This window comes from Vibrio litoralis DSM 17657 (genome assembly GCF_000426765.1).
Lineage (GTDB): Bacteria > Pseudomonadota > Gammaproteobacteria > Enterobacterales > Vibrionaceae > Vibrio > Vibrio litoralis.
On sequence record NZ_KE384567.1, the window covers coordinates 421715 to 435916 of the forward strand.

The 14202-nt window shown below is 42.5% G+C and carries 15 protein-coding genes and 4 tRNA genes; 15 read left to right on the plus strand and 4 right to left on the minus strand.

What is annotated here, in order from left to right:
• Position 1: 1 nt before the first annotated feature.
• Together K358_RS0115565 and K358_RS0115570 are read right to left on the minus strand one after the other, a co-directional pair.
• Positions 2 to 1105: a PilT/PilU family type 4a pilus ATPase gene (locus K358_RS0115565; protein ID WP_027697687.1), complete on the minus strand. Its 1104-nt coding sequence runs from the start codon at positions 1103 to 1105 to the stop codon at positions 2 to 4.
• A 29-nt stretch (positions 1106 to 1134) separates the two neighbouring features.
• Positions 1135 to 2184, minus strand: a complete 1050-nt coding sequence (locus K358_RS0115570; RefSeq protein ID WP_027697688.1) for a type IV pilus twitching motility protein PilT — start codon at positions 2182 to 2184, stop codon at positions 1135 to 1137.
• Between the two features lie 28 nt (positions 2185 to 2212).
• Here K358_RS0115570 and K358_RS0115575 point away from each other — a divergent pair, with 28 nt between their 5' ends.
• From K358_RS0115575 to hemW, 7 genes are all read left to right on the plus strand, one after another.
• On the plus strand, positions 2213 to 2926 hold the full coding sequence (locus K358_RS0115575) for a YggS family pyridoxal phosphate-dependent enzyme (protein WP_038150330.1): 714 nt from the start codon (positions 2213 to 2215) through the stop codon (positions 2924 to 2926).
• 86 nt (positions 2927 to 3012) lie between these two features.
• Positions 3013 to 3831 (plus strand): pyrroline-5-carboxylate reductase, encoded by an 819-nt coding sequence (gene proC, locus K358_RS0115580; RefSeq protein ID WP_027697690.1) that lies wholly within the window; start codon positions 3013 to 3015, stop codon positions 3829 to 3831.
• A 35-nt stretch (positions 3832 to 3866) separates the two neighbouring features.
• Positions 3867 to 4421 (plus strand): YggT family protein, encoded by a 555-nt coding sequence (locus K358_RS0115585; protein WP_027697691.1) that lies wholly within the window; start codon positions 3867 to 3869, stop codon positions 4419 to 4421.
• A gap of 3 nt (positions 4422 to 4424) precedes the next feature.
• The gene (gene yggU, locus K358_RS0115590) at positions 4425 to 4715 is read left to right on the plus strand and encodes a DUF167 family protein YggU (RefSeq protein WP_027697692.1); all 291 of its coding nucleotides are present in this window, start codon (positions 4425 to 4427) and stop codon (positions 4713 to 4715) included.
• A 12-nt stretch (positions 4716 to 4727) separates the two neighbouring features.
• Positions 4728 to 5159, plus strand: a complete 432-nt coding sequence (locus K358_RS0115595) for a DUF4426 domain-containing protein (protein WP_027697693.1) — start codon at positions 4728 to 4730, stop codon at positions 5157 to 5159.
• A 17-nt stretch (positions 5160 to 5176) separates the two neighbouring features.
• Positions 5177 to 5785: an XTP/dITP diphosphatase gene (locus K358_RS0115600; RefSeq protein ID WP_027697694.1), complete on the plus strand. Its 609-nt coding sequence runs from the start codon at positions 5177 to 5179 to the stop codon at positions 5783 to 5785.
• 3 nt (positions 5786 to 5788) lie between these two features.
• A complete protein-coding gene (gene hemW / locus K358_RS0115605; RefSeq protein ID WP_027697695.1) occupies positions 5789 to 6964 on the plus strand; it encodes a radical SAM family heme chaperone HemW in 1176 nt (391 codons plus the stop codon).
• Between the two features lie 93 nt (positions 6965 to 7057).
• On the opposite strand, the gene glsB is transcribed toward hemW, so the two are convergent.
• Together glsB and trmB are read right to left on the minus strand one after the other, a co-directional pair.
• The gene (gene glsB / locus K358_RS0115610; protein WP_027697696.1) at positions 7058 to 7981 is read right to left on the minus strand and encodes a glutaminase B; all 924 of its coding nucleotides are present in this window, start codon (positions 7979 to 7981) and stop codon (positions 7058 to 7060) included.
• Between the two features lie 108 nt (positions 7982 to 8089).
• On the minus strand, positions 8090 to 8809 hold the full coding sequence (trmB, locus tag K358_RS0115615; protein WP_027697697.1) for a tRNA (guanosine(46)-N7)-methyltransferase TrmB: 720 nt from the start codon (positions 8807 to 8809) through the stop codon (positions 8090 to 8092).
• A gap of 261 nt (positions 8810 to 9070) precedes the next feature.
• Between trmB and mutY the strand changes: the two genes are divergently transcribed.
• The 8 genes from mutY (at position 9071) to K358_RS0115655 (ending at position 14130) form a co-directional block, all read left to right on the plus strand.
• The gene (gene mutY / locus K358_RS0115620) at positions 9071 to 10126 is read left to right on the plus strand and encodes an A/G-specific adenine glycosylase (protein ID WP_027697698.1); all 1056 of its coding nucleotides are present in this window, start codon (positions 9071 to 9073) and stop codon (positions 10124 to 10126) included.
• Between the two features lie 22 nt (positions 10127 to 10148).
• Complete coding sequence (locus K358_RS0115625) at positions 10149 to 10421, plus strand: oxidative damage protection protein (protein WP_027697699.1); 273 nt, start codon at positions 10149 to 10151, stop codon at positions 10419 to 10421.
• Between the two features lie 139 nt (positions 10422 to 10560).
• The gene (mltC, locus tag K358_RS0115630) at positions 10561 to 11697 is read left to right on the plus strand and encodes a membrane-bound lytic murein transglycosylase MltC (RefSeq protein WP_038150332.1); all 1137 of its coding nucleotides are present in this window, start codon (positions 10561 to 10563) and stop codon (positions 11695 to 11697) included.
• Positions 11698 to 11824: 127 nt separating this feature from the next.
• Positions 11825 to 11900: transfer RNA gene (locus K358_RS0115635), tRNA-Phe, on the plus strand.
• A gap of 55 nt (positions 11901 to 11955) precedes the next feature.
• Positions 11956 to 12031, plus strand: a tRNA-Thr gene (locus K358_RS0115640).
• A 6-nt stretch (positions 12032 to 12037) separates the two neighbouring features.
• Positions 12038 to 12113, plus strand: a tRNA-Phe gene (locus K358_RS0115645).
• 47 nt (positions 12114 to 12160) lie between these two features.
• Positions 12161 to 12236: transfer RNA gene (locus K358_RS0115650), tRNA-Asn, on the plus strand.
• A 295-nt stretch (positions 12237 to 12531) separates the two neighbouring features.
• Complete coding sequence (locus K358_RS0115655) at positions 12532 to 14130, plus strand: lytic polysaccharide monooxygenase (RefSeq protein ID WP_027697701.1); 1599 nt, start codon at positions 12532 to 12534, stop codon at positions 14128 to 14130.
• Positions 14131 to 14202: the final 72 nt, after the last annotated feature.

Below are 14202 nucleotides of genomic sequence, written 5' to 3' on the forward strand. Positions count from 1 at the left end.
ATTATAGGTTTATTTTAATATCTTTTAGTGAGCTGCTTTCAAACTTAGCCTCACCAGAAGACTTGAGCATTAAACGTAAATCGTTAGGCGAATCTGCACTGTGCATTGCATCATCTAAGCTGATCTTATCGGCTTGTAATAACGCAAATAATGCCTGATCGAAAGTCTGCATCCCCGCTTCTTTAGAGCGCATCATGGTCGTTTTAAGCTCTTGTAAGTCACCTCGACGAATTAAATCAGATACCCGTGGCGTATTTAATAACACCTCAAACACCCCATGACGACCATTGCCATGCTTATCTCGTACTAATTGTTGAGCAATGACCCCTTTCAAATTTAACGATAAATCAAACAAGAATTGTTCTTTTTGATCTTTCGGCACCAAGTGCAAAATACGTTCTAAGGCTTGGTTGGCGTTATTGGCGTGCAAGGTTGCCATACATAAATGCCCAGTTTCGGCAAACGTCATCGCATATTCCATGGTTTCACGACTACGAATCTCACCAATTAAAATCATGTCTGGCGCTTGGCGTAAAGAGTTCTTCAATGCCACTTCATAGCTTTCGGTATCAAGGCCAACTTCACGTTGAGTCACTATGCATTTTTTATGTTCATGAACAAACTCAATCGGATCTTCTACCGTCAATATGTGGCCAGTTTTGTTTAAGTTGCGATAGCCAGTCATGGCCGCCATTGAAGTCGACTTACCTGAGCCAGTCGCCCCTACCACCAGCACTAAACCACGTTTAGCGGTCGATAATTCTTTTAATATTTCAGGTAACTGCAACTCTTCCATAGTTGGGATACGAGTTTCGATTCGACGGACAACTGCGCCTGGCAATTCTCGCTGGAAAAAAGCACTAACACGAAATCGCCCCTTTCCATGCACAATGGCAAAGTTTGCTTCATGGATAGATTGATATTCTTCACGTCTTTCGTTATCCATCATTTCAAACAGTAAGGCTTCTACCCCACCTTTATCTAATGGATCACCATGAGCTTTAAGCTCACCATCAATACGAAACAAACATGGCGCGCCAACCGTCAAATAAATATCCGACGCTTTGGATGACACCATAATTTCTAGGACTTGTGAAAGTTGCATGTGGTTTCCTTCAAATTAATACGGTGACACTAATACGGTGACGCTGACGCTAAGGTTTCAATTTTGCTTTCGACTTCTTCTTGGGTCACTAAGCCTTGCATCAACAACTTACGTGCTGCTTGTTCCATGGTTTGCATGCCCATAGACGAGCCGGTTTGGATCATCGATAGCATTTGAGCAACTTTGTCTTCACGCACTAAGTTACGAATCGCAGGGGTTGCAATCATCACTTCATGGCAAGCAACACGTCCACCAGCATCGCCTTCACGCTTTAATAATTTTTGTGCAATAACCGCACGCAACGATTCCGATAGCATAGAACGAACCATATTTTTATCTGAACCTGGAAACACATCAATAATACGGTCAATAGTTTTAGCCGCAGAACTGGTATGCAAAGTACCAAACACTAAGTGACCGGTTTCCGCTGCGGTTAGGGCTAGGCTAATGGTTTCTTTATCGCGCAGCTCACCGACTAAAATCACATCAGGATCTTCACGTAACGCTGAGCGTAAAGACGCTTCAAAGCTATGAGTATCACGATGCACTTCACGCTGGTTAACCAAGCATTTTTTATTGGAGTGAGTAAATTCGATAGGATCTTCAATGGTTAAGATATGCTTTTTGTGGTTACGATTAATGTAATCGACCATGGCCGCTAAGGTTGTTGATTTACCTGAACCGGTTGGACCTGTCACTAACACTAAGCCTTTTTCATAGTTAGCAATTTTTTCGAAAATCTCTGGGGCTGAAATATCTTCAAACGAAGGAATATCGACGGGAATAGTACGAAATACCGCCGCGCAACCGCGAGATTGGTTAAAAGCATTGACACGAAAACGGCCAATATTTGGCAATTCAAATGAAAAATCGATTTCTAGTTTTTCTTCAAATTCGCTACGCTGGGCATCGTTCATAATATCGAAAACTAATGCATGAACATCTGAATGCGTGAAAGCTGTCATTTCTAACTGCCTGATGTCGCCATCAATACGTAAGATTGGAGGAACGCCCGCAGAAAGATGTAGATCTGATGCGTTATGCTTTACACTAAATTCCAATAACTCAGCAATATCCATTTATATCCCTTATCGAAGAAAAACTATGATGTGTTCTGATAAAAATAGTATTCAACAAAACATTGAACAAATTAATCAGCAGATTCGTACCGCTGAGCAACAATATGGCCGCGATTCTAACTCAGTACAACTATTAGCAGTAAGTAAAACTAAACCAATTACTGCACTAGAAGATGCTATTGCCGCGGGGCAAAAACGTTTTGGTGAAAATTACGTCCAAGAAGGCGTTGAAAAAATCCAATATTTTTCTCAACACTATAACCAGAGTGACCTTGAATGGCACTTCATTGGGCCTATACAATCGAATAAAACTCGACTGATCGCAGAAAATTTTGACTGGGTACACTCGGTTGACCGTGAAAAAATCGTTCAACGCCTCAATGATCAACGTCCAGACGGTAAACCCTTACAAGTTCTAATTCAGGTCAATACCAGTGGTGAAAGCTCTAAATCAGGTACCGATCATCAACAAGTTTTTGCTTTAGCTCAGTTGATAAATGACTTACCAAACCTCACATTAAGAGGGTTGATGTCAATTCCTGAAAATGTCTCTGATCACGCCTCACAATTGGCAGCGTTTCAGCAATTAGCAGAATTAAAACAAGCGTTACAATCACACTACCCACAAATCGATACCCTTTCGATGGGCATGAGTGGTGATATGCAAGCGGCAATTGAAGCGGGCAGTACTATGGTTCGTATTGGCACTGCTATTTTTGGAGCAAGGGATTATTCCAATTAAGCACTCAATGTTGTTGTAAATAACGAGCACAATAAGTGCAGCAACGATATACTCGCATAAAGATAAAATACTAGGACGATACAGATATGGAACAACGTAAAATCAGTTTTATCGGCTCTGGCAATATGGCGCGTTCCATTTTTGCAGGTATGCTATCAAGTGGCTATAAAGCGGGTAATATTACCGCAACGGGTCGTGATGAAGACAAGCTCAAACATCTTGCTGATTGTTACGGGATCCACACAACAACCGATAATGTTGCAGCCGTTGAACAAGCAGACGTGGTGATTTTATCGGTTAAGCCACAAATGATGGCGGATGTATGTGCTGATTTTCAATCGATGGATCTGAGCAACAAATTAATCATCTCGATTGCCGCTGGTATATCTGCAAAGCGCTTAAACGAAATGCTTGGTCAAACCGTACAATTAGTGCGCGTGATGCCCAATACGCCATCATTAGTCGGTAAAGGCATGAGCGGTTTATTTGCCACCGATAATGTCTCTGAAGATGATAAAGACTTTGCTGGGGAGCTCATGTCTGCAGTTGGCGAGATCTGTTGGGTAGATGAAGAATCTGGCATCAATAATATTATTGCTGCGGCTGGTAGTGCACCAGCTTACTTCTTCCTATTTATGGAAGCGATGCAACAAGAAGCAATGGCGCAAGGTTTCAATAAAGATACCGCTCGCTTACTGATTCAACAAGCAGCCCTAGGCGCGGCTGAAATGGTGGTAGCAAACCCAGAGCTCGATTTATCAACTCTTCGTGAACAGGTAACATCAAAAGGCGGCACCACCGCTGAAGCACTAAAAACATTTAACCAACATAACCTTTCTGACATCGTATCCAAAGCGATGCAAGCCGCGGTTAACCGTGCTGAAGAAATGGAAAAACTAATTTAATTTCGATTTAAATATTAATAACAAGGTTTGCAGTAATGAACTCAATGACTTTTCTAGTTTCTACCGTATTCGATCTCTACATTATGGTCGTGATTTTACGCGTATGGTTACAATTGGCGCGTGCTGATTTCTATAACCCATTTTCACAATTTGTGGTTAAAGCCACCCAACCAGTGGTTGCTCCTCTACGCCGCATTATTCCATCGGTGGGCAATATTGATTTAGCGACGATTATCTTTGCCTACGTGCTAAGCGTCGCTAAATTCATTTGCTTAATTTTAATTTCAAATGGCAGCTTAGTGTTTAGTCCTAGCTTCTTAATGTTCGGCGCACTTTCACTGGTTAAAGCTGCTGGTGGGTTACTATTCTGGATATTACTGATTCGCGCGATTCTAAGCTGGGTAAGCCAAGGCAACAGCCCGGTTGAATATGTGATGGTGCAATTAACCGAACCTATGCTGGCACCAATTCGTCGAATCCTTCCTCCAATGGGCGGTTTCGATCTTAGCCTGCTGGTTCTATTCTTAATTCTACAATTTGCCAACTACTTGATGGGCGATGTAGTTGGTCCGATTTGGTATCAGCTTTAATCGATGGCCATACCGGTACAACTCGTAGGAGAAGACCTACTACTGCGAGTTTACATTCAACCCAAAGCAAGCCGAGATAACATTGTCGGCTTGCATGGGGATGAAATAAAAATCGCCATTACTGCTCCGCCAGTCGATGGCAAAGCTAATGCCTATTTAACTAAGTACCTAGCCAAGCTTTGTAAGGTACCAAAAAGCTCTGTGACTATCGAAAAAGGCGAATTAGGCAGGCATAAAACCATTCGAATCGCTGCCCCAAGCGTTATTCCCGAGTCGATACAAAACCTACTTTGATAAGGAAGTCTCATGAAAAAATGGATAACTATCGCCCTAGTGACTCTGGTTTCTTTGCCAAGTTTTGCTGGGCAATTTAAAACCATTAAAAATAGCGAAGTGCACTACTCTGCTTTCAATTCCGCTATGCTTACTCCCGAAGTGGCCACCCAATACAAATTAAAGCGTAATGGCTATTCGGCAATTTTAAATATCAGCGTGTTAGACACCAGTAAACTCGGCAAACCTGCGGTGGATGCAAAAGTCACCGGTAGCAGTAAAAACCTGATAGGCCAAACAAAACAACTTAATTTCAAACAAGTGAAAGAAGGTAAAGCGATTTATTACTTAGCTGAATTTCCTATCACCAATGAAGAACAACTCTCCTTCAATATTAATATTGACGCAGGTAACACGGGCAGCGGCCCAATCAGCTTCACACAAAAGTTTTATGTTGAAGAATAAATAACACAGGATCTCCAATGAAAAAGCTCGTTCTCGCCACTGGCAACCAAGGAAAAGTCAAAGAAATGGCTGACCTACTTTCTGAATTTGGCTTTGAGGTTGAAGCGCAAAGCCAATATAAGGTGTCAGAAGTGGCAGAAACCGGCACCACCTTTATCGAAAATGCGATTATCAAAGCTCGCCATGCTGCAAAAGAAACGGGCTTACCGGCAATTGCTGATGATTCAGGCTTAGAAGTGGATGCATTACAAGGCGCGCCTGGGATCTACTCTGCCCGCTATTCAGGTGAAGGGGCCACCGATCAACATAACCTTGAGAAACTGCTAGAAGAAATGAAAGGCGTACCTAGTGAACAACGTAGCGCGCGCTTTCACTGTGTTTTAGTGTTGATGCGCCATGAAAATGATCCCACCCCCTTAGTCTGTCACGGCCAATGGGAAGGTAAGATCTTAGAACAAGCTCAAGGCGAAAATGGTTTTGGTTATGATCCGGTATTCTGGGTTCCTGAAGATCAATGCTCTTCTGCCGAGCTAGAACCTGTGCGTAAAAAGCAGCTATCACATCGCGGTAAAGCTCTGAAAAAACTGTTTGCTGAACTATCTGATTCTCCTCAGTTTTTAAGTTAAGACATGAATTCAATTACTCCGCCACCATTAAGTTTATATGTGCACATTCCATGGTGTGTTCAAAAGTGCCCGTATTGTGATTTCAACTCGCATGCTCAAAAAGGTGAGATCCCAGAAACTCAATATATTGATGCCTTGTTAGAAGACCTTAAAACCGACATTGAAAAATATCAGTTAGCTGATGCTCCTAGATTACTGCATTCAATATTTATTGGTGGCGGTACGCCAAGCTTAATTTCGCCGTCAGAAATTGGCCGCTTATTGCAAGGCATCGAAGCACTGCTGCCATTTGAAGACAATATTGAAATCACCATGGAAGCCAACCCAGGTACCATTGAAGCTGAGCGTTTTGCTCAATTTCAAACCCAAGGGATTAATCGCATTTCTATCGGAGTGCAAAGCTTTGAAGAAGAAAAACTGCAAGCTCTAGGCCGAATTCATGGCCAGCAAGAAGCGATTAATGCCGCTCATCTGGCGCATAAGATTGGTTTAAACAGTTTCAACTTAGACTTGATGCACGGCTTACCGAATCAAACCCAACAACAAGCACTAGCCGATTTAGATAAAGCGATTGAACTGAATCCTTATCACTTATCTTGGTATCAATTAACCATTGAGCCCAATACCTTGTTCTATTCTAAACCGCCGATTCTGCCGGATGATGACGATTTGTGGGATATTTTCGAACAAGGCCACCAGCGATTAACCGATGCTGGTTACGTACAATATGAGATATCAGGCTACAGCAAACCTGGTTATCAATGTCGCCATAATCTTAACTATTGGCACTTTGGTGATTACCTAGGCATAGGCTGCGGGTCTCATGGCAAGTTAAGCTTTTCAGATGGACGAATCGTTCGCACAACTAAGGTCAAGCACCCTAGAGGCTATTTAGCGGCTTACCAAAACCTAGTCAAAAGCTACCTAGATACCGAAACCTTAGTCGAAGCCGAAGATCGCCTATTTGAATACTTTATGAATCGCTTCCGCTTAATTGAAGCTTGCCCAAAAGCTGAATTTGTAGAGCGTACAGGACTGACGCTTACCGTGATTGAAGCGCAAATCCAAACGGCAATAGACCAAGAGTATCTAACCGAAACGGAAAGTCATTGGCACATTACTCAAAAAGGTAAATTGTTTTTTAATGACTTGGTGGCGTTGTTTGTAGAAGAAGAATAAAAAACGAATCTCGTTTCTCGAGCGCTTTGCTTCTCGTCGCTTGAAGGCCCTATCGAGCGACGAGTAACGAGACTCCGATTGACGTAAGGCTCTTTAGAATATCGACCGCCCTAACTCCGTCGATAATATCTCCAGCGCCGCAGTCCCTGCTAATGAGTTACCTGATTTATCTAATTCTGGAGACCATACTGCAATGCTCATTTCACCGGGAATGACTGCCACAATACCGCCACCGACACCAGATTTCCCCGGCATGCCAACACGGAATGCAAACTCACCTGCGCCATCATAAAGCCCACAAGTCGCTAATAAGGCATTTAAACGCTTGGTTTGATTGGGTGCGACGATTTGTTTTTTGGTGTGTACCGATTGTCCTTTATTGGCGAGATAACTAAAGGTTTTGGCTAAATCGACACAGCTCATTTTCAATGCGCAAGCATGGAAGTAGTTATTTAAAACGGGGATCACATCATTTTCAAAATTACCAAATGAACGCATCAAGTAGGCAATGGCAGCATTACGGTCGCTATGCTGCATTTCAGAGGCTGCCACCACTTTGTCATACACAATATGCGTATCGCCGGAAAGTTGACGAGCAAACTCTAATAAACGCTGACGAGGTGCCGACAAACGAGATTGCAGCATATCTGCCACCACAATCGCCCCTGCATTAATAAAAGGGTTACGCGGGATCCCTTGTTCCACTTCCAACTGAATCATTGAGTTAAAGGCTTGGCCAGAGGGCTCTTTACCTACTCGACGCCAAATTTCTTCGGATTCATATAAGCCCATTGCAAGCGTTAAACTTAAGACTTTCGAAATCGACTGAATCGAAAACGGCTCATCAGCATCCCCAGCTTTCACCACTTTGCCATCGTTGGTATAAACCGCGATAGCCAATTTATTATTCGGTACACACGCTAAAGCGGGAATGTAATTCGCCACTTTACCCTGACCAATTAATGGGCGAACTTGCTCTAAAATATCATTCAATAATTCAGTGGTTGCTTGTGGCATGACAACTCCTATTTAGGAAAATGCTCATAGACAAAAAAGCCAGCGGCATCTGCTACTGGCTTTAACAAGGTTAATCCTGTAGACCCAAAGGTCTAAAGTTAAGTTCCATTAAGCGTTACGACGGAACTTAATATCCCATACTCCGTGACCTAAACGGTGGCCACGAGCTTCAAACTTGGTTAATGGACGCTCATCCGGACGAGGAATAAAATCACCATCAGTGGCAATATTTTCAAAGCCCGGCGCTTCATTCATCACTTCAATCATATGCTCAGCGTAGTTTTCCCAGTCAGTTGCCATGTGGAAAATGCCTTCACCAACAATTAGCTTCTGACGAACCATTTCGGCAAACCCTAGTTGCACAATACGACGTTTGTGGTGACGTTTTTTGTGCCAAGGGTCTGGGAAAAATAGTTGTAACGTAATCAAGCTATTGTCTGGGATCATGTGCTCGAACACTTCAACCGCATCGTGACACATTACACGTAAGTTAGTTACGCCAGCTTCTTGCGCTGACGCTAAACAAGCTCCCACACCTGGGCTATGCACTTCAATACCGATAAAGTTTTTCTCTGGTGCGTTCTTCGCCATTTCAACTAATGACGCGCCCATACCAAAGCCAATTTCCAGAACGACTGGATTATCGTTACCAAATACCTCTTTCCAATCTAGGCGCTGTTGAGCAAACTCAATGCCCATGGTTGGCCAGCATTCTTCAATCGCTTTTTCTTGGCCTTTGGTTAAGCGCCCTTCACGGCGAACAAAACTGCGAATTCTGCGAACAATTTTGCCTTCTTCATTTACTTCGTTGGTTGTTACTTCTGTCATGGTTTCGCCTGAAGATTATGCCAAGCCTGAGGCTTAGCGATTGAAAATAATTATCGGTTTTAAAATAGTGTTGGCTATTCAAAATTAGGGTGAGAATTATCCAAAGATACGCTCAAGGTGCAAGCTTTTATCGTCGAATTAATCGACTTTCTCATCGCTTTACTACTACTTCCTAAAATAGCCATTTAATTTACATGGTTTACTAAACTGTATAGCTATGGTGGAATCAACGCCAATTAAAATTCAAATAAAGAGTAACCAGTGAGCACATTTTCTGATTCCATTTTAAATTGGTATGAAAACTTTGGCCGTAAAAGCTTGCCTTGGCAGCAAAATAAAACCGCCTATAAGGTTTGGTTATCAGAAATCATGTTACAACAAACCCAAGTCACCACGGTTATTCCTTATTTTGAACGCTTCCTTGAGCGCTTTCCTAGCGTGACAGATTTAGCCAAAGCGCATCAAGATGAAGTGCTCCACCTTTGGACAGGACTAGGATATTACGCCCGTGCTCGTAACCTGCACAAAGCGGCGCAAATTGTCGAACAAGACTACCAAGGTGAGTTCCCAACCGATATAGAACAAATGAATGCTCTACCGGGGATTGGCCGTTCTACCGCAGCGGCAATTTTGTCTTCGGTTTATAAGCAACCTCACGCCATATTAGACGGTAATGTTAAACGTACTTTAGCGCGTTGTTTTGCCGTAGAAGGCTGGCCGGGACAAAAAAACGTTGAAAACCAATTATGGCAAATAGCGGAACAACATACGCCGAAGCATGATGTCGATAAGTACAATCAAGCCATGATGGATATGGGCGCAATAGTCTGTACTCGCAGTAAACCTAAATGCGATTTATGCCCAATCGAGCAATTCTGCCAAGCCAAAGCCCAACACCGCCAACTTGATTTTCCGGGTAAAAAACCGAAAAAAGACAAGCCGATAAAAGAAACTTGGTTTGTGATGCTTTATCACGGCAATCAGGTTTGGCTAGAACAGCGTCCGCAAAGCGGCATTTGGGGAGGGTTATTTTGTTTCCCTCAACATTCAAATCAAACCATTGAAGATTTGCTAGATAGTAAAGCTATTACGGATACGATGATAAGCCAGAAAAGTACATTAACGGCCTTTCGTCATACTTTTAGCCATTATCACTTAGATATCACGCCAATCTTAGTAAAATTAAATAAACAACCAAGCTTGGTGATGGAAGGTCAGCAAGGTCTTTGGTATAACTTATCTCAACCGAAAGAAGTCGGGCTCGCCGCACCAGTTAAACAACTGCTGCATAGCTTGCCTTACGAACTTAACGATTAATTCAATCTCTCAAGGAGCTCCTATGAGCCGTACTGTAAACTGTGTTTTCTTAAAGAAAGAAGCGGAAGGCTTAGATTTCCAACTTTACCCTGGTGAACTCGGTAAGCGTATTTTCGATAACATCAGCAAAGAAGCTTGGGGCCAATGGCAGCATAAACAAACCATGCTGATCAATGAGAAAAAGTTAAACATGATGGATCCAGAGCACCGTAAACTACTAGAAACTGAAATGGTTAATTTCTTATTTGAAGGAAAAGACATCATTATTGATGGTTATACCCCACCGAGTGAATAATCGGATATATACCCAAATAGCTTCAAGGTGAGCGTTATTTGGGTATAATGCAACCAACTTTTGTAGCAGGCATTGCTCTTCCCGTTTTGGGAAATCGAAAGCAATGCCTGTTTTGTTTTTAAGCAAATTCGAACTCGACATGAATAAAAAACTTTGGCTCTTACTCATCACCTTTTTCGCTCTTTCTGGCTGTAGTCGAGAATTTATCGAAAGTATTTATGATGTCGATTACACCCCTACCAATCGTTTTGCTAAAAACCTAGCGCCTCTTCCTGGGCAATTTGCTAAAGATACCGCCGCTTTAGATAGTTTGATGAATCAGTTCTCCGGCCAAGTTGCCAACAAATGGGGACAAGATAATATCAAGATGGCGGGTGCTAAAACCTACGTTAAATATACCGATGGCTACTTAAACCGAGCCGACATCGACTTTGATAATGGTACTGTCACAGTAGAAACCATTGCCTCGACCGATCCTACTGGGCACTTAAAGCAAGCGATTGTGACTACCCTATTAACGCCAAATAACCCGGCGAATGTCGACTTATTCTCATCCAAAGAGATCGCGATGGGCGGTAAACCTTTCTTATCCGATCAAGTCGTTGACCAAAATGGTCAATCGATTCAATGGTCTTGGCGTGCGAGTCAATTTGCTGATTATCTTATAAAAAACAAACTCAAAACTCGTACCGTTGATTTTAAAAAATCTTATTATGTCACCATCCCTATGGTGCAAAACCATTCCAAATTACGTAGTTACCAATATGCCGATATCGTACGTAAGGCTTCAAAACAATATGGCATCCCTGAAGATCTTATCTATGCCATCATCAAAACAGAAAGTAGCTTCAACCCTTACGCAGTGAGCTGGGCAAATGCTTATGGCTTAATGCAAGTGGTGCCTAAGACAGCCGGTCACGATGTGTTTAACCTCGTGAAAGGTAAATCGGGTATGCCAACGCCGAAATATTTGTATAACCCAGCCAACAATATCGATACTGGGACTGCCTACTTTTATATTTTAAAGAATCGTTACTTGAAGGGCATACGAAATTCAACTTCGCTGCAATACAGCATGATTTCAGCGTATAACGGTGGTTCAGGTGGCGTGTTTAACACCTTTGGCGGCGGTAAAACCAGTGCCATCAATGACATTAACAGCTTACAAACCAGTCAAGTTTATTGGGCGCTGACCAAAAAACACCCGAATGCCGAGTCACGTCGTTACCTAGAAAAAGTAACGGCTTATCAAAAAGAATTTCATTCGATGAAGTAACATTTGTATTAAAAAACAGCAAATCACACTTTTTTGCTTAAATTGGCAGCAAACAAACCTTTTTTTCGAGTTTTTTACAAAAACAAGTTGACGGTGAAGCAGAAAATCCGTTTAATAGCGCTCCGTTGCCCGGATAGCTCAGTCGGTAGAGCAGAGGATTGAAAATCCTCGTGTCGGTGGTTCGATTCCGCCTCCGGGCACCACAATTAAATTGTTGGTGTCATGGTTACATACACGGACAAGCAATAAATATAGTGTGCCGACTTAGCTCAGTAGGTAGAGCAACTGACTTGTAATCAGTAGGTCACCAGTTCGATTCCGGTAGTCGGCACCATTTATTGCCTCGATAGCTCAGTCGGTAGAGCAGAGGATTGAAAATCCTCGTGTCGGTGGTTCGATTCCGCCTCGAGGCACCATTATTTAGTTAACGACTGATTGCATCAATTAGTGTTAAAAGAATAATTCCCCTTTAGTTCAGTTGGTAGAACGGCGGACTGTTAATCCGTATGTCGCAAGTTCAAGTCTTGCAAGGGGAGCCACTTTAAAAAACCTCATCATCTGATGAGGTTTTTTTTCGCCTTCAATAACATCCTTTACCCATCCTTTACCATAGCTTCGCCCCACCACATTTTCTCTACTTAGCTAACTTTTTCCAATCTATGTAATCTTTATGTCAATTAGCTTCACTTTCAAAGCCACTATTCAATTTTACTTCGACAAGTGAAACTGAAAATAAATTTCTTCGAGAGAGTGTTCAAACTAACAATTTTCTATTCTGTCTTTTCCTTATCCCCCACCACACTCCATGCCATTCAATAACAAATGGAGGTGCGTATGAATTATTCACTTTTTCGAAGCAAATTATGCTTATCCACGAGCGTCATTGGCTTAACTTTACTATCAACTCATTTACAAGCGCATGGTTACCTAGACTACCCACCAGCAAGACAACAGATCTGTGATATGGATGGCGGCTACTGGGATTCAACAGATGGTAGTACTATTCCCAACGCTGCTTGTCGTGCCGCGTTTTTAGAATCAGGCTGGACGCCATTTGTGCAAAAGCCAGAGTTTTCCACTTTAGTTTCTAATTACAATGACCAAGCTGCCGTTGAAGCAACGATTCCTAATGGAGAATTATGCTCTGCGGGCGATAAAGCTAAACATGGTATCGACCTCCCTTCACCTGATTGGCAAAAGACTAAACTTGATTTAACCAACAATGGTAAAGTCACTTTGCAATACCGTGCCAATACGCCGCATAACCCAAGCTTTTGGAAGGTTTACTTAACCAAGCCAAGTTATGATTCTGCAACCATGCCACTGGCTTGGAGTGATTTAGATTTAATCGCGGAATTTGGCAACTTGGCAACTGTTGATCTTAATGGCAAAAAGTACTATCAAATGGAAATTACATTGCCAACGGATCGTACTGGTGATGCCATTTTATATACCCGCTGGCAGCGTCAAGATCCGGCAGGGGAAGGTTTTTATAACTGTAGTGACGTTTCATTTACCGGCAACGATGATGGAACCGACCCTAATAACCCACTCGATAAATGGATCAGTAGCGGTAACTACCTAGCTTCAACCATTGATGCAAATGCTGGTGATACTGCTTGGCTACGTATCTTTGATGAAAACGGCCAAGAGATCGTATTTGAAAAATTCGCAATTGATAATGATGCGGAAACTGTCTGGGCAGAATCCTTAGCAACAGCCGTGAATCAGAAATACCCACAAACGGTGCAAATTGGTCTAAAAGACTCAGCTTCACAAACTATTCAGTACCAAAGCCAAGACTTGTATAGCAACTTGGTTTATCTCACCAACTCAAATTACAGTTATCAGCTAGAAATCAAAACGGGCAATCAAGCTCCGGTTATTACCGCTCCAAGCGATTTAAGCGTGCAAAGCGGAGAAAGCCTTGTATTTGAGGTTTCAGCAACCGATGGTGACAATGATCCACTGATATTCAGTGTCGATAAAGGTAATATCATCACTCAAAGTGACACTAGCATTACCGTCAATTATCAAGCACCTGAAACTACGACTAGTCTCAATGAAAGCATAGTGGTTTCGGTTGGTGATCCTATCACCACCAGCCAATCAACCATATCCATTACCGTAACTCCGTTAGAAGGTGACGGTAATAACAATGGAGAAACTACTTGGGATAGTGCAATCGCCTACAATAGCGGTGATGTCGTGCTATACAACGGCGTGAGCTATACCGCTAAATGGTGGACTCAAGGTGACCAACCAGACACCTCAAGTGCTTGGCAAGCGGCCGCAAGTGATAATTCTGAATGGCAAGCCGATAAAGTCTATACATCCGGTGATACGGTAAACTACCAAGGCGCTTCTTATAAAGCACAGTGGTGGACACAAGGTGATGAACCAACCTCTGGTGGACCGTGGACCCAAATATAATATTTAATTCCATCAGATAAGCTGTAACGAAAAAAGGAGAGATAGTTTAATCGCTACCTCTCCTTTCTATTA

Bases quoted from the DNA above. Each gene is read 5' to 3' on its own strand.
- K358_RS0115565 (WP_027697687.1), bottom strand. From the start codon at position 1,105: ATGCAACTTTCACAAGTCCTAGAAATTATGGTGTCATCCAAAGCGTCG.
- K358_RS0115570 (WP_027697688.1), bottom strand. From the start codon at position 2,184: ATGGATATTGCTGAGTTATTGGAATTTAGTGTAAAGCATAACGCATCA.
- K358_RS0115575 (WP_038150330.1), top strand. From the start codon at position 2,213: ATGTGTTCTGATAAAAATAGTATTCAACAAAACATTGAACAAATTAAT.
- proC (WP_027697690.1), top strand. From the start codon at position 3,013: ATGGAACAACGTAAAATCAGTTTTATCGGCTCTGGCAATATGGCGCGT.
- K358_RS0115585 (WP_027697691.1), top strand. From the start codon at position 3,867: ATGAACTCAATGACTTTTCTAGTTTCTACCGTATTCGATCTCTACATT.
- yggU (WP_027697692.1), top strand. From the start codon at position 4,425: ATGGCCATACCGGTACAACTCGTAGGAGAAGACCTACTACTGCGAGTT.
- K358_RS0115595 (WP_027697693.1), top strand. From the start codon at position 4,728: ATGAAAAAATGGATAACTATCGCCCTAGTGACTCTGGTTTCTTTGCCA.
- K358_RS0115600 (WP_027697694.1), top strand. From the start codon at position 5,177: ATGAAAAAGCTCGTTCTCGCCACTGGCAACCAAGGAAAAGTCAAAGAA.
- hemW (WP_027697695.1), top strand. From the start codon at position 5,789: ATGAATTCAATTACTCCGCCACCATTAAGTTTATATGTGCACATTCCA.
- glsB (WP_027697696.1), bottom strand. From the start codon at position 7,981: ATGCCACAAGCAACCACTGAATTATTGAATGATATTTTAGAGCAAGTT.
- trmB (WP_027697697.1), bottom strand. From the start codon at position 8,809: ATGACAGAAGTAACAACCAACGAAGTAAATGAAGAAGGCAAAATTGTT.
- K358_RS0115625 (WP_027697699.1), top strand. From the start codon at position 10,149: ATGAGCCGTACTGTAAACTGTGTTTTCTTAAAGAAAGAAGCGGAAGGC.
- mltC (WP_038150332.1), top strand. From the start codon at position 10,561: ATGAATAAAAAACTTTGGCTCTTACTCATCACCTTTTTCGCTCTTTCT.
- K358_RS0115655 (WP_027697701.1), top strand. From the start codon at position 12,532: ATGAATTATTCACTTTTTCGAAGCAAATTATGCTTATCCACGAGCGTC.